This window comes from Klebsiella sp. A-Nf5 (genome assembly GCF_002810545.1).
Lineage (GTDB): Bacteria > Pseudomonadota > Gammaproteobacteria > Enterobacterales > Enterobacteriaceae > Klebsiella > Klebsiella variicola.
This window is the reverse complement of record NZ_PIOG01000268.1, coordinates 133,084-147,469: the sequence shown is the minus strand read 5'-3', so window position 1 is coordinate 147,469 and position 14,386 is coordinate 133,084. Positions and strand designations below refer to the sequence as shown.

The following is a 14,386-nucleotide window of genomic DNA, read 5'->3' as shown; positions in this document are numbered from 1 at the left end:
AGCCGATGGCACAACTTTATTTCTACTACTCTGCAATGAATGCAGGTAAGTCGACCGCTCTGTTGCAATCTTCGTACAATTACCAGGAGCGGGGGATGCGTACCGTCGTTTATACCGCTGAGATAGATGACCGCTTTGGCGCTGGAAAAGTCAGCTCGCGTATCGGTCTCTCCTCGCCGGCCCGGTTGTATAATCCGCAGACGTCACTCTTTAACGATATTGCGGCAGAGCACAAGCTCAAGCCGATTCACTGCGTGCTGGTGGACGAAAGCCAGTTTCTGACGCGCGAACAGGTTCATGAGCTGTCCGAAGTTGTCGATACGCTGGATATTCCGGTGCTTTGCTATGGACTGCGGACGGATTTTCGCGGCGAGCTCTTTACCGGAAGCCAGTATTTACTGGCGTGGTCCGATAAGCTGGTGGAGCTGAAAACTATCTGCTTCTGCGGGCGTAAGGCCAGCATGGTGCTACGTCTCGATCAAGAGGGGCGACCTTATAATGAAGGCGAGCAGGTCGTCATCGGTGGCAATGAGCGGTATGTCTCCGTCTGTCGTAAGCATTATAAAGAGGCGTTGAGCGTGGGTTCTTTAACCCAGGTACAAAACCAGCGTCACTCCTGCTGAGCCGCTCAGAAGCTCGTACAGGCGCCTGTGGGCGCCTTTTTTATATCCAGGAAGCCTTGTGCTCAGGAATGGCTACAGGCAGGCATAAAAAAAGCCCCGTCATCTGACGGGGCTTGCAGAGCGTTTACGGCTGTTGATTAAGCGGATTTCTTCGCTTTTTTCTCAGCTTTCACTGGAGCAGCTTCCGTTTTCGCAGCAGTTTCGCCTTCGACGAATTCGCGGCCGTAGTAGGTATCCAGCAGAATCTGTTTCAGCTCGGAGATCAGCGGGTAGCGTGGGTTAGCGCCGGTGCACTGGTCATCGAATGCATCTTCAGACAGCTTATCAACGTTGGCCAGGAAGTCAGCTTCCTGAACGCCAGCTTCGCGGATAGATTTCGGAATACCCAGCTCAGCTTTGATGCTTTCCAGCCATGCCAGCAGTTTCTCGATTTTCGCTGCGGTGCGGTCACCCGGTGCGGAGAGACCCAGGTGATCGGCGATTTCAGCGTAGCGACGACGAGCCTGCGGACGGTCGTACTGGCTGAACGCGGTCTGCTTGGTCGGGTTGTCATTCGCGTTGTAGCGGATAACGTTGCAGATCAGCAGGGCGTTGGCCAGACCGTGCGGAATATGGAACTGGGAGCCCAGTTTGTGCGCCATGGAGTGACACACCCCGAGGAAGGCGTTCGCAAACGCGATACCGGCGATAGTCGCAGCACTGTGTACGCGCTCACGGGCAACCGGGTTCTTGGAACCTTCGTGGTAGGAAGCCGGCAGGTACTCTTTCAGCAGTTTCAGCGCCTGCAGAGCCTGGCCGTCAGAGAACTCAGAAGCCAGCACGGAAACGTAAGCTTCCAGGGCGTGAGTCACCGCATCCAGACCACCGAACGCACACAGCGATTTCGGCATATCCATCACCAGGTTGGCATCGACGATTGCCATATCTGGGGTCAGCGCGTAGTCTGCCAGCGGATATTTCTGACCAGTCGCGTCATCGGTCACCACGGCGAACGGAGTGACTTCAGAACCGGTACCGGAAGTGGTGGTGATCGCCACCATCTTGGCTTTGACGCCCATTTTCGGGAACTTGTAGATACGTTTACGGATATCCATAAAGCGCAGCGCCAGTTCTTCGAAGTGGGTTTCCGGGTGCTCGTACATGACCCACATGATTTTCGCCGCATCCATCGGGGAACCGCCGCCCAGCGCGATGATGACGTCTGGTTTGAAGGAGTTCGCCAGATCGGCACCTTTACGTACGATGGTCAGGGTCGGGTCAGCTTCAACTTCGAAGAAGACTTCGGTTTCAACACCCGCTGCTTTCAGTACGGAAGTGATCTGATCGGCATAGCCGTTGTTGAACAGGAAGCGGTCAGTCACGATCAGCGCGCGTTTGTGACCATCAGTAATCACTTCATCCAGTGCGATTGGCAGGGAGCCACGACGGAAGTAGATAGATTTCGGAAGTTTGTGCCACAACATGTTTTCAGCTCGCTTAGCAACGGTTTTCTTGTTGATCAGGTGTTTCGGACCAACGTTTTCAGAGATGGAGTTACCACCCCAGGAACCACAACCCAGAGTCAGGGAAGGCGCGAGTTTGAAGTTGTACAGGTCACCGATACCACCCTGAGAAGCTGGGGTGTTGATCAGGATACGTGCGGTTTTCATCATCTGGCCGAAGTAAGCCACGCGAGCCGGCTGGTTGTCCTGGTCGGTGTACAGGCAAGAGGTATGACCGATACCGCCCATGGCGACCAGTTTTTCCGCTTTGATCACTGCGTCTTCGAAATCTTTTGCACGATACATCGCCAGTGTCGGAGACAGTTTTTCGTGAGCAAACGGTTCGCTTTCGTCAACGTTGGTGACTTCGCCAATCAGGATCTTAGTCGTAGCCGGAACGGTGAAGCCTGCCAGTTCAGCGATTTTTGCCGCTGGCTGACCAACGATAGCGGCGTTCAGCGCGCCATTTTTCAGGATGATGTCCTGAACCGCTTTCAGCTCTTTACCCTGCAGCAGGTAGCCGCCGTGGCTGGCGAAACGTTCGCGAACTGCGTCATACACTGAATCAACGACAACAACGGACTGCTCAGAAGCACAGATAACGCCGTTATCGAAGGTTTTAGACATCAGCACGGAAGCAACAGCGCGTTTGATATCAGCCGTTTCATCAATGACCACCGGGGTGTTACCGGCACCAACGCCGATAGCTGGTTTACCGGAGCTGTACGCCGCTTTCACCATGCCTGGACCACCGGTCGCAAGGATCAGGTTGATGTCCGGGTGATGCATCAGCGCGTTAGACAGTTCTACGGACGGCTGATCGATCCAGCCGATCAGGTCTTTCGGCGCGCCAGCCGCGATGGCAGCCTGCAGTACGATGTCAGCTGCTTTGTTGGTGGCTTCTTTAGCACGCGGATGCGGGGAGAAAATGATGGCGTTACGTGTCTTCAGGCTGATGAGCGATTTGAAGATGGCTGTTGAAGTCGGGTTCGTGGTCGGTACGATACCGCAGATGATGCCGATAGGTTCAGCGATAGTGATGGTACCAAAGGTGTCGTCTTCTGACAGGACGCCACAGGTTTTTTCGTCTTTATATGCGTTGTAAATGTATTCGGAAGCGAAGTGGTTTTTGATTACTTTGTCTTCAACGATACCCATGCCGGATTCGGCAACGGCCATTTTGGCGAGAGGGATTCGAGCATCTGCAGCGGCCAGAGCGGCGGCGCGGAAGATTTTATCGACTTGTTCTTGAGTGAAACTGGCATATTCACGCTGGGCTTTCTTGACACGCTCAACAAGCGCGTTCAGTTCAGCGATATTAGTAACAGCCATAGTGCTCTCCTGATAATGTTAAACTTTTTTAGTAAATCAGTCGCTCGATTCGACATTATAGACAGGCTGTTAACAGCTTGCATGTAAATGTTTATGTAGAAAAATCAGGACACTGTTTTACCGATTTACTAAAAAAGCTTTATCTCTTTAACTTTCAGGTACTGCTGCCTTCCACTCTGTTGGTGTCATCAAGATTACTCACTTCTGAGTACAAAATACGTGATTTAGATCAAGTATTGGCGTGGCTGATACCTTTCAGCTGGCTGCTTTTTAACCGGTTCGATCAAGTGTAATAGACGGGTTTTGAAATTAAAAAAACGATTAGCATTAAAACTACAAATAACTAACATTCGATACATATCACCGGGTTATGCATATTTATAATGAATATTGCATGCAAAAAGCGTATGTTTCGCGCAGTTATTTTATGCTGTTAATAGTCAACCGCCAATTTTGATGATGCTGCGGAGCCCATTGTGACTCAACCACTGTTCGATTTTGCTACCTATTTCAAGTTTTTCATTGGCTTATTTGCCCTGGTCAACCCGGTTGGCATCATTCCGGTGTTCATCAGTATGACCAGCTACCAACCGGCAGCGGTACGCAACAAGACCAACCTGACCGCAAACCTGTCGGTAGCGATCATCCTCCTGACGTCGTTGTTTCTCGGCGATGGCATTCTGCAGATTTTTGGCATCTCGATTGATTCCTTCCGCATTGCCGGCGGCATCCTGGTGGTGACCATTGCGATGTCGATGATCAGCGGCAAACTCGGCGAAGATAAACAGAACAAGCAGGAGAAGTCGGAGACGGCGGTCCGGGAGAGCATCGGCGTCGTGCCTCTCGCGCTCCCTTTAATGGCCGGACCGGGGGCAATCAGTTCAACCATCGTCTGGGGTACCCGATATCATTCCTGGGTGCACCTGGTCGGGTTCTCACTGGCGATAGCGGTATTCGCTCTCTGCTGCTGGGGCATTTTCCGAATGGCGCCGTGGCTGGTTCGTCTGCTGGGGCAGACGGGAATCAACGTCATCACCCGTATCATGGGCTTGTTGCTGATGGCCCTGGGGATCGAATTTATCGTAACCGGTATTAAAGCGCTGTTCCCCGGACTGCTTAATTAGTGGAACACCATGCAAGCGTGGAGGCTTCACTTCGCGCTTGCGCGATTATTAGCAAAACCTATTAACCAGCGCGAGATCGGCCGTTGAGATAACGTTTTGCGATAATATCTTTAAATCCATATTTTTCATTAAGATATCTGTTTTTGTTCATTGTTTTCCCCTCACGCTCTTCCTGCCTGCGATGTTATTTTCTTCACATCATTCTCTGGCACTTGCTGTCGGATCATCGAAATGATATTAGTAATTTTAACAAGGCAGTAGATGAATGTGCTAAAAAGTAACCTGTTGTTAAATTTTTGTACAAAAAAGCACCTTTTAGCCGATGCTCGATTCTCAACGCGATTAAAAAATCATATCACTATGATTAACAATGATATTTTTTTGTCGGTAGTCCGCGAAGATCTTGAGCATCGCGGGCAATATCGGCGATAAAAGAGAATCCGGTAACATATTTGCAAATTGCATTGGCGGAGGTGTTTACCTTTTGGTAATTTCCGCCGTTATCGTCTGCTGAATTATATGCGTAAATGAGAATCATTATTAATAATCTCACTGCGCCGGAACTGCCCTCCAGCGAGGGGGCAAAGAATCGACGTTAAGGCTGCCGTTCGAGCGGTCGTAATAAATAAGTCGGTGATAGCAATCTGCCAATCGCAAACGCTCCTGCGTTGGACAGATCCCCGCAAACGGGAAAAAAAACAGGCTGGTTAAAAAACCAGTAATTATAATGACTGGAGTTACAACACAATGACCATCATCACTAAAAAACGTTTGATCGCCGCGGGAGTGCTATCCGCACTCATTGCCGGCAATATGGCTATGGCAGCGGATGTCCCGGCCGGTGTGCAGCTGTCGGATAAGCAAACGCTGGTACGAAATAGCGGCGCTGAGCCGCAATCGCTGGACCCGAATAAAATTGAAGGGGTACCCGAGGCCAATATTAGCCGCGACCTCTTCGAAGGGTTGCTGAATACTTCGCCGAAAGATGGACACCCGATCCCAGGCGTAGCAGAGAGCTGGGATAATAAAGATTTTAAAGTCTGGACCTTCCATCTGCGTAAAGATGCGAAATGGTCTAACGGCGAGCCGGTTACCGCCCAGGACTTCGTATACAGCTGGCAGCGTCTGGTGGACCCGAAAACAGCGTCTCCTTATGCCAGCTATCCGCAATATGGTCATATCCTTAACGTCGACGAAATCATTGACGGCAAGAAAGCCCCGAGCGAACTGGGCGTAAAAGCCATTGACGACCACACGCTGGAAGTCACCCTCAGCGAGCCAGTCCCTTATTTTTATAAGCTGCTGGTTAACCCGGCGATGTCTCCTGTCTACAAACCGGCCATTGAAAAATTTGGCGAGAAGTGGACGCAGCCTGGCAATATCGTCACCAACGGTGCCTACACGCTGAAAGACTGGGTGGTCAACGAACGTATCGTGATGGAGCGCAACCCGCACTACTGGGATAATGCTAAAACCGTCATTAACACCGTCACCTGGCTGCCGACCTCTTCTGAAGTGACCTATGTTAACCGCTATCGCAGCGGTGAACTGGACATGACTTATAACCAACTGCCGATCGAACTCTTCCAGAAGCTGAAAAAAGAGATCCCGAACGAGCTGCATGTTGACCCGTATCTGTGTACCTATTATTACGAAATTAACAACCAGAAAGCGCCGTTTACCGACGTACGTGTCCGTACCGCGCTGAAGCTGGGTCTGGATCGCGACATTATTGCTAACAAGGTGAAAGGACAGGGCGATCTGCCGGCCTACGGCTACACACCGCCTTACACCGATGGCGCGAAGCTGAGCGAGCCGGAATGGTTCACCTGGTCGCAGGAAAAACGTAACGAAGAAGCGAAGAAACTGCTGGCCGAAGCCGGTTACACCGCGGATAAACCGTTAACCTTTAACCTGCTGTATAACACCTCCGATTTGCACAAGAAGCTGGCGATTGCCGCCGCCTCGCTGTGGCGTAAAAACCTGGGCATTGACGTGAAGCTGGTTAACCAGGAGTGGAAAACGTTCCTCGATACCCGTCACCAGGGCACCTATGATGTTGCACGCGCGGGCTGGTGCGCCGACTATAACGAGCCAACTTCCTTCCTGAACACCATGCTCTCTGACAGCTCAATGAACACTGCGCACTATAAGAGCCCGGCGTTCGACAAGATTATGGCTGAATCCGTAAAAGCGTCTGATGAAGCGCAGCGTACGGCAGCCTATGCGAAAGCGGAACAGCAGCTGGACAAAGACAGCGCGATCGTACCGGTCTATTACTACGTCAACGCCCGCCTGGTGAAACCGTGGGTTGGGGGCTATACCGGTAAAGACCCGATGGATAACGTCTATACCAAAGATCTCTACGTTATCAAACATTAATGGCAATACGTGGGGCGGGCCTGTGCTCGCTCCATCGTGTCTTATTTGAGAGCAGTGCAAAGGCACACGCCAGAAGGTACGGGCAATGTTAAAATTTATCTTACGTCGCTGTCTGGAAGCGATTCCGACGCTATTTATTCTTATTACCATCTCATTCTTCATGATGCGTCTGGCTCCGGGAAGTCCTTTTACCGGGGAGCGCACCCTGCCGCCGGAAGTCATGGCGAATATTGAAGCAAAATACCATTTAAACGACCCTATCATGACGCAGTACTTCAATTATCTGAAGCAACTGGCGCATGGCGATTTTGGTCCCTCGTTTAAATACAAAGATTATTCGGTCAACGATCTGGTGGCTGCCAGCTTCCCGGTTTCTGCGAAACTGGGCTTCGCCGCCTTTTTACTCGCGGTGGTGATCGGCGTCGCCGCCGGGGTGATAGCCGCTCTGAAGCAAAACACCCGATGGGACTACGCAGTGATGGGGGTAGCCATGACCGGCGTGGTTATTCCGAGCTTTGTGGTCGCGCCGCTGCTGGTGATGATCTTTGCCATTACCCTGCACTGGCTGCCGGGCGGCGGCTGGAACGGCGGAGCGCTGAAATTTATGATCCTGCCGATGGTGGCGCTTTCCCTGGCCTATATCGCCAGTATCGCCCGTATCACCCGCGGCTCGATGATAGAAGTGTTGCACTCTAACTTTATCCGCACCGCGCGGGCAAAAGGGCTGCCGATGCGCCGCATTATTTTGCGCCATGCGCTGAAGCCGGCGCTGCTGCCGGTGCTCTCCTATATGGGGCCAGCTTTCGTGGGCATCATCACCGGCTCAATGGTCATTGAAACCATTTACGGCCTGCCGGGGATCGGCCAGCTGTTCGTTAACGGGGCGCTTAACCGCGACTACTCGCTGGTGCTGAGCCTGACGATCCTCGTTGGCGCCCTGACTATCCTGTTCAACGCCATCGTTGACGTGCTGTACGCCGTTATCGATCCGAAGATTCGCTACTGAAGCCGGAGTTCGCCATGATGTTAAGTAAGAAAAATAGCGAGGCGCTGGAAAACTTCAGTGAGAAGCTGGAAGTGGAGGGGCGTAGCCTCTGGCAGGATGCGCGTCGCCGCTTTATGCACAACCGCGCCGCGGTGACCAGCCTGATAATGCTGGTGCTTATTGCGCTGTTTGTCACCTTTGCGCCGATGGTGTCGTCGTTCTCCTACTTCGATACCGACTGGGGCATGATGTCCAACGCACCGGATATGGCTTCAGGCCACTACTTCGGAACCGACTCCTCCGGGCGCGACCTGCTGGTGCGCGTGGCGATCGGCGGGCGCATTTCGCTGATGGTCGGGGTGGCAGCGGCGCTGGTGGCGGTGATCCTCGGCACGCTGTACGGTTCGCTTTCCGGTTATCTCGGCGGCAAAGTGGATTCGGTGATGATGCGTCTGCTGGAGATCCTCAACTCCTTCCCGTTTATGTTCTTCGTCATCCTGTTGGTGACCTTTTTTGGTCAGAATATCCTGCTGATCTTTGTTGCCATCGGCATGGTTTCCTGGCTGGATATGGCGCGTATCGTGCGCGGACAGACCTTGAGCCTGAAGCGTAAAGAGTTTATCGAAGCCGCGCAGGTCGGTGGGGTCTCCACGGCTAGCATCGTGCTGCGCCATATCGTCCCCAACGTACTGGGGGTGGTGGTAGTGTACGCCTCGCTGCTGGTCCCCAGCATGATCCTCTTCGAATCCTTCCTCAGCTTCCTCGGGCTGGGAACCCAGGAGCCGCTCAGCAGTTGGGGAGCATTGCTCAGTGATGGCGCCAACTCAATGGAGGTCTCGCCCTGGCTGCTGCTGTTCCCGGCGGGTTTCCTGGTGGTGACCCTGTTCTGTTTCAACTTTATCGGCGATGGTCTGCGTGATGCCCTCGACCCGAAAGACCGCTAAGGAGCGCTGCCATGACCATGATTGAAACGGCAAAAGCGCCGCAAGCGCAGAGTCACAGCGGCCTGCTGCTGGACGTGAAAGATCTTCGCGTCACCTTTAAAACGCCGGATGGCGATGTCACCGCCGTTAATGACCTGAACTTCACCCTGCAGGCGGGCGAGACGCTCGGCATTGTGGGGGAATCTGGCTCCGGTAAATCGCAAACCGCCTTCGCCCTGATGGGACTGCTGGCGGCCAACGGTCGTATCGGGGGCTCCGCCACCTTTAACGGCCGGCAGATCCTCAATTTGCCCGAGCGTGAACTGAACAAACTGCGCGCCGAGCAAATCTCGATGATTTTCCAGGATCCGATGACCTCTCTTAACCCGTATATGCGGGTGGGCGAGCAGTTAATGGAAGTTCTGATGCTGCACAAAGGACTGAGCAAAGCCGAAGCGTTTGAAGAGTCGGTGAAGATGCTCGATGCGGTAAAAATGCCGGAAGCGCGCAAGCGTATGAAGATGTTTCCGCATGAGTTCTCCGGCGGGATGCGCCAGCGCGTGATGATTGCCATGGCGCTGTTGTGCCGGCCCCGGCTGCTGATAGCGGATGAACCCACTACCGCGCTGGACGTCACCGTGCAGGCGCAGATCATGACGCTGTTGAATGAGCTTAAACGCGAATTTAATACGGCTATCATCATGATCACCCACGACCTCGGAGTGGTGGCCGGGATCTGCGATAAAGTGCTGGTGATGTATGCCGGGCGCACCATGGAGTACGGTCAGGCGCGCGATGTCTTCTATCAGCCGTCGCATCCATACTCTATTGGCCTGTTAAATGCGGTTCCACGCCTGGATGCCGAAGGCGATGCGTTGTTAACCATCCCTGGCAACCCGCCAAACCTGCTGCGATTGCCGAAAGGCTGTCCATTCCAGCCGCGCTGTCCGCACGCCATGGAGCAGTGCAGCAGCGCACCGCCGCTGGAGTCGTTCGCGCCAGGCCGCCTGCGCGCCTGCTTTAAACCGGTGGGGGATCTGCTATGAACGCCGTAACTGAACAACGAAAAGTTCTGCTCGAGATTGCCGACCTGAAGGTGCATTTCGATATCAAAGATGGCAAGCAGTGGTTCTGGCAGCCGTCGAAAACGCTGAAAGCGGTGGATGGCGTGACGCTGCGTCTCTATGAGGGAGAAACCCTCGGTGTGGTGGGGGAGTCAGGTTGCGGTAAATCGACCTTCGCCCGCGCCATTATTGGCCTGGTGAAAGCGACCGATGGCAAAGTGGCCTGGCTTGGGAAAGATCTGCTGGGCATGAAGCAGGAAGAGTGGCGCGACGTGCGCAGCGATATCCAGATGATCTTCCAGGATCCGCTGGCCTCGCTGAATCCACGCATGACCATCGGGGAGATTATCGCTGAACCGCTGCGCACCTATCATCCGAAGATGTCGCGTCAGGAAGTTCGCGATCGCGTCAAAGCGATGATGATGAAGGTCGGGTTGCTGCCTAACCTGATCAACCGCTATCCGCACGAGTTCTCCGGCGGCCAGTGCCAGCGTATCGGCATCGCGCGGGCGCTGATCTTAGAGCCGAAGCTGATTATCTGCGATGAGCCGGTGTCCGCGCTTGACGTGTCGATTCAGGCTCAGGTGGTCAACCTGCTGCAGCAGCTGCAGCGTGAAATGGGGCTGTCACTGATATTTATCGCCCACGATCTGGCGGTGGTTAAACATATCTCCGATCGCGTTCTGGTGATGTATCTGGGCCATGCGGTGGAACTGGGCACCTACGACGAGGTGTACCATAATCCGCTGCATCCTTATACCAAAGCGCTGATGTCGGCGGTACCGATCCCCGATCCTGATCTCGAGAAAGCGAAAACTATTCAGTTGCTGGAGGGCGAATTACCCTCGCCAATTAACCCGCCGTCGGGCTGCGTGTTCCGCACCCGCTGCCCGCTCGCCGGGCCAGAGTGTGCGAAAACCCGCCCGGTACTGGAGGGCAGTTTCCGCCATGCGGTTTCCTGCCTTAAGGTAGACCCGTTATAATCTCAGGGGCTGACGCAGGTCAGCCCTTTTTTTTTTGCGAGGTTAACGAAGTGGGTATGCTTTCTGCCGCTCGTCTGCGGCTTTATCATTTACTTTTTGATCAGAATCGACGTTCCGGCCGCCGCTTCGAAGGGCTGTGCGGACTTTTCGCCTTGCTCAGCGTGCTGGTGATTTTTATCGAGTCGGGGCTGGGCACGCAATATCATCTGACATTAGATGAATGGCATATCTTCGTCTGGCTGGAGCTGCTGGTGACCGCGGTTTTTACCGTGGAGTACCTGCTGCGTATCGCCACCTGGCCCAATCCGCTCCACTATATTTTCAGTTTTTGGGGGCTGATTGACCTGGCGACGATTTTACCGCTGTATGTAATGTGGCTGTGGCCGGAGATTAGCCTGAATTATGTCTTTGCCTGGCGAGCAATGCGGGCGATCCGCGCGCTGCGTATTCTCAAACTGTTGCGCTTTATGCCTTCGCTCAACGTGTTCTGGCGAGCAATCGTCAGTGCGCGTCACCAGCTGATTCTGTTCTATTCGTTTATCGCCATTGTGATGGTGATTTTCGGTTCGCTAATGTATTTGATCGAGGGGCCGGAATACGGCTTTACGACGCTCAATGCCTCGGTCTATTGGGCCATCGTGACCATCACCACCGTCGGCTATGGCGATATCACCCCGCATACCCCACTGGGCCGCATTCTGGCGTCTATCCTCATCCTGATCGGCTACTCCATTATCGCGATACCGACCGGGCTTATCACTACCCATATGACCAGCGCCCTGAATCGTCGGCGTCAGCGTCGCCTGTGTCCGCAGTGTCAGCAGGGCGACCATGACGATAACGCCCGTTTTTGTCACGCCTGCGGGCATGCGTTGCCGGAATAAGCTGCCAGCATAAAAAAAGCCTGCCGGGAGGATCGCGGCAGGCTTTTCACTGGCTGGTGAGCGTTACTCACGCCATAGAATATGACACAGCTTATGATCTTTTTCGCGGCACAGCAGAACACGGGCGAAAATGTCATTGATTTCCCCGCCATCGGTATCCGCCAGGCCAATCACCACTTCGGCGAAGAAATCCGGATTCAGATCGTAATCCACATGCTCTTCCCAGTCTGCTGCCGGGTCGAACAGCTCGGCGCCCCCGCGCTCTTCAAACTGCAGGTTAAACAGAATGATGTCCGCCGGGTCGAGGTTGTCGGCCGCCAGTTCGAGGAAGATATCGTAAGCCTGCTCAAGCGTTTCGTCTTCGGTCAGGCGGTTGTTTAAATCCATATCCATGATTGCTACTCATTCGGTATCTGATGGGCACGTTTTACAGCAACGGGCTGAAGAAGTAAAACAGTCGCTCGACGATCCGCTGCCAGAGCGGTCGTTTTAGCCAGCGGCGGGCGTCAAGCAGGCGCGAACGTGAGATATAGTCATCCTGGACCGCCGCCAGATCGCTGCCGAAACCGGCGTCATCAATGACCAGCGTAATCTCAAAATTGAGCCACAGGCTGCGCATATCCAGATTCACCGTTCCCACCAGGCTGAGTTCGCCATCCACCAGCACGCTCTTGGTATGCAACAGTCCGCCTTCAAACTGATAAATTTTGACCCCGGCTGCCAGCAGCTCGGTGAAAAAGGCCCGGCTGGCCCAGCCCACCAGCAGTGAATCGTTCTTGCGCGGTAAAATAATACTCACGTCGACGCCGCGCTGGGCGGCGGTACAAATCGCGTGCAGCAGGTCGTCGCTGGGCACGAAGTAGGGCGTCGTCATGATCAGATGCTCTTTCGCCGCGTAGGCGGCGGTGAGGAGCGCCTGATGGATCAGATCTTCCGGAAAGCCCGGGCCGGAGGCGATCGTGTGGATGGTATGCCCGCTGGCCTCTTCGAACGGCATGATATTGACGTCCGGTGGCGGCGGCAGAATGCGCTTTCCGGTTTCGATTTCCCAGTCGCAGGAGTAGACGATGCCCATCGAGGTTGCCACCGGGCCTTCCATCCGCGCCATCAGGTCAATCCACTGGCCGACCCCCGAGTCTTGCTTAAAGTAGCGCGGATCGACCATATTCATGCTGCCGGTATAGGCAATATAGTTATCGATCATCACCATTTTGCGATGTTGACGCAAATCCATCCGGCGCAGGAACACACGCATCAGGTTAACTTTGAGGGCCTCGACGACCTCAATACCGGCGTTACGCATCATCGCCGCCCACGGGCTGCGGAAAAAGGCCACGCTGCCCGCAGAGTCGAGCATTAACCGACAGTGAACCCCGCGACGGGCGGCGGCCATCAGCGATTCGGCGACGCTATCGGCCATACCGCCTGGCTGCCAGATATAAAAGACCATCTCGATATTGTGGCGGGCCAGCTGAATATCGCGGATCAGGGCCTGCATCACGTCGTCAGATTCCGTCAGCAGCTGCAGCTGGTTGCCTTTCACCCCGCCAATCCCCTGACGCCGTTCGCATAGCTTGAACAGGGATTCGGCCACCGGGCTGTTATCTTCCGCGAAGATATGTTTGCAGGCTTTGAGATCGTTTAACCACTTGGCCGTCGAGGGCCACATCGCTCTGGCGCGTTCCGCCCGGCGTTTGCCGAGATGCAATTCACCAAAGGAGAGATAGGCGATAATTCCCACCAGCGGCAGGATATAAATGATCAGCAACCATGCCATGGCGGACGGGACAGCGCGGCGTTTCATTAGAATTCGTAATGTTACACCGGCGATCAACAGCCAGTACCCCAGAATGACCAGCCAGTTCACCACCGTGTAAAAGGTTGTCATAGATGTAAAATCCTTTTGAATGACGTTATGTGATGAGTTTACGCATCAGTATTTTTCTGGCAAATAAAAACGCAGCAAAAGCGGTAGTCAGTTGCCGGCAGAGGTTTATAATGGAGGCTGTTTTCACTCGTAGAGTCGTTGCAATGAAGCGTAGTAGAACGGAAGTAGGGCGCTGGCGCATGCTGAGACAGGTGAATCGCCGTAAAGCGCGCTGGCTGGAAGCCCAATCGCGCCGCAATATGCGGATCCTTGCTATCAGGAAGGGACTGGTGAAACGGCAGCGTCATGCTCTGCTGTTTGTCTTCCCCGACTGTTAAGTGAGCAGATTAACGGCACCGTGAGCGGTGCCGTTGTCGTTTTCTCAATTCTGCGCTGAATTCCCTTTTATCTTCGCCATTTTTTATCTTCGCCATATTGAAATCATTGTTTTGTCATGCAGCGATGCAACGACAGACTGAACCTGGCTTGATTTCACGTCGCATTGAAATAGGTATGCTATGCACACCACGTTATTCCTGGCAGTTTCTTTCAGACTGAACCTATCTCTGGCGCCACAGGAATTAATCGGCATGCAGCATTTATTGTTACCCAGATGGGGGCGGCGTTGTCGAACGCATGTCACCCCAGACCAGCAGATGCAACCTGATGTAAGTTGAGGGGAATAATGAAACAGGCGCTGTCAGGAAATCGCGCTTGAGGCTAAATGAACCCCACCGG

At 53.8% G+C, this 14,386-nt stretch carries 13 protein-coding genes; 10 read left to right on the top strand and 3 right to left on the bottom strand.

Translation table 11 applies throughout. The features are described from left to right. Positions 1–5: 5 nt before the first annotated feature. Positions 6–623: a thymidine kinase gene (gene tdk / locus CWM53_RS25845; RefSeq protein WP_061156354.1), complete on the top strand. Its 618-nt coding sequence runs from the start codon at positions 6–8 to the stop codon at positions 621–623. 137 nt (positions 624–760) lie between these two features. Here the strand turns inward: tdk and adhE are convergent, their stop codons facing one another. Then, positions 761–3,436: a bifunctional acetaldehyde-CoA/alcohol dehydrogenase gene (gene adhE / locus CWM53_RS25840; protein ID WP_074385535.1), complete on the bottom strand. Its 2,676-nt coding sequence runs from the start codon at positions 3,434–3,436 to the stop codon at positions 761–763. A gap of 77 nt (positions 3,437–3,513) precedes the next feature. Here adhE and CWM53_RS25835 point away from each other — a divergent pair, with 77 nt between their 5' ends. From CWM53_RS25835 to CWM53_RS25800, 8 genes are all read left to right on the top strand, one after another. Further along, complete coding sequence (locus CWM53_RS25835) at positions 3,514–3,729, top strand: hypothetical protein (RefSeq protein WP_071839070.1); 216 nt, start codon at positions 3,514–3,516, stop codon at positions 3,727–3,729. A 183-nt stretch (positions 3,730–3,912) separates the two neighbouring features. After that, complete coding sequence (locus CWM53_RS25830) at positions 3,913–4,560, top strand: YchE family NAAT transporter (protein WP_008804412.1); 648 nt, start codon at positions 3,913–3,915, stop codon at positions 4,558–4,560. Positions 4,561–5,307: 747 nt separating this feature from the next. Further along, entirely contained in the window at positions 5,308–6,942 is a 1,635-nt protein-coding gene (gene oppA, locus CWM53_RS25825; RefSeq protein ID WP_074385536.1) for an oligopeptide ABC transporter substrate-binding protein OppA, read from the top strand. Between the two features lie 85 nt (positions 6,943–7,027). Beyond that, complete coding sequence (gene oppB, locus CWM53_RS25820; protein ID WP_002910089.1) at positions 7,028–7,948, top strand: oligopeptide ABC transporter permease OppB; 921 nt, start codon at positions 7,028–7,030, stop codon at positions 7,946–7,948. A 14-nt stretch (positions 7,949–7,962) separates the two neighbouring features. Beyond that, complete coding sequence (gene oppC / locus CWM53_RS25815) at positions 7,963–8,871, top strand: oligopeptide ABC transporter permease OppC (protein ID WP_004145396.1); 909 nt, start codon at positions 7,963–7,965, stop codon at positions 8,869–8,871. 11 nt (positions 8,872–8,882) lie between these two features. Next, positions 8,883–9,896, top strand: a complete 1,014-nt coding sequence (locus CWM53_RS25810; protein ID WP_004151853.1) for an ABC transporter ATP-binding protein — start codon at positions 8,883–8,885, stop codon at positions 9,894–9,896. Beyond that, the gene (gene oppF / locus CWM53_RS25805; RefSeq protein WP_008804414.1) at positions 9,893–10,897 is read left to right on the top strand and encodes a murein tripeptide/oligopeptide ABC transporter ATP-binding protein OppF; all 1,005 of its coding nucleotides are present in this window, start codon (positions 9,893–9,895) and stop codon (positions 10,895–10,897) included. The genes CWM53_RS25810 and oppF overlap by 4 nt, the downstream gene beginning before the upstream one ends. A gap of 56 nt (positions 10,898–10,953) precedes the next feature. Then, complete coding sequence (locus tag CWM53_RS25800) at positions 10,954–11,781, top strand: ion transporter (RefSeq protein ID WP_100675429.1); 828 nt, start codon at positions 10,954–10,956, stop codon at positions 11,779–11,781. Positions 11,782–11,844: 63 nt separating this feature from the next. Here the strand turns inward: CWM53_RS25800 and CWM53_RS25795 are convergent, their stop codons facing one another. After that, positions 11,845–12,174 carry an HI1450 family dsDNA-mimic protein gene (locus tag CWM53_RS25795; RefSeq protein ID WP_061154212.1) on the bottom strand — a complete coding sequence of 110 codons (330 nt, stop codon included), beginning with the start codon at positions 12,172–12,174 and terminating at the stop codon, positions 11,845–11,847. Between the two features lie 34 nt (positions 12,175–12,208). Then, positions 12,209–13,669, bottom strand: a complete 1,461-nt coding sequence (gene cls / locus CWM53_RS25790; RefSeq protein WP_008804416.1) for a cardiolipin synthase — start codon at positions 13,667–13,669, stop codon at positions 12,209–12,211. 143 nt (positions 13,670–13,812) lie between these two features. Here cls and CWM53_RS30645 point away from each other — a divergent pair, with 143 nt between their 5' ends. Further along, positions 13,813–13,986 carry a YciY family protein gene (locus CWM53_RS30645; protein ID WP_123235798.1) on the top strand — a complete coding sequence of 58 codons (174 nt, stop codon included), beginning with the start codon at positions 13,813–13,815 and terminating at the stop codon, positions 13,984–13,986. The last annotated feature ends 400 nt before the right edge of the window (positions 13,987–14,386 follow it).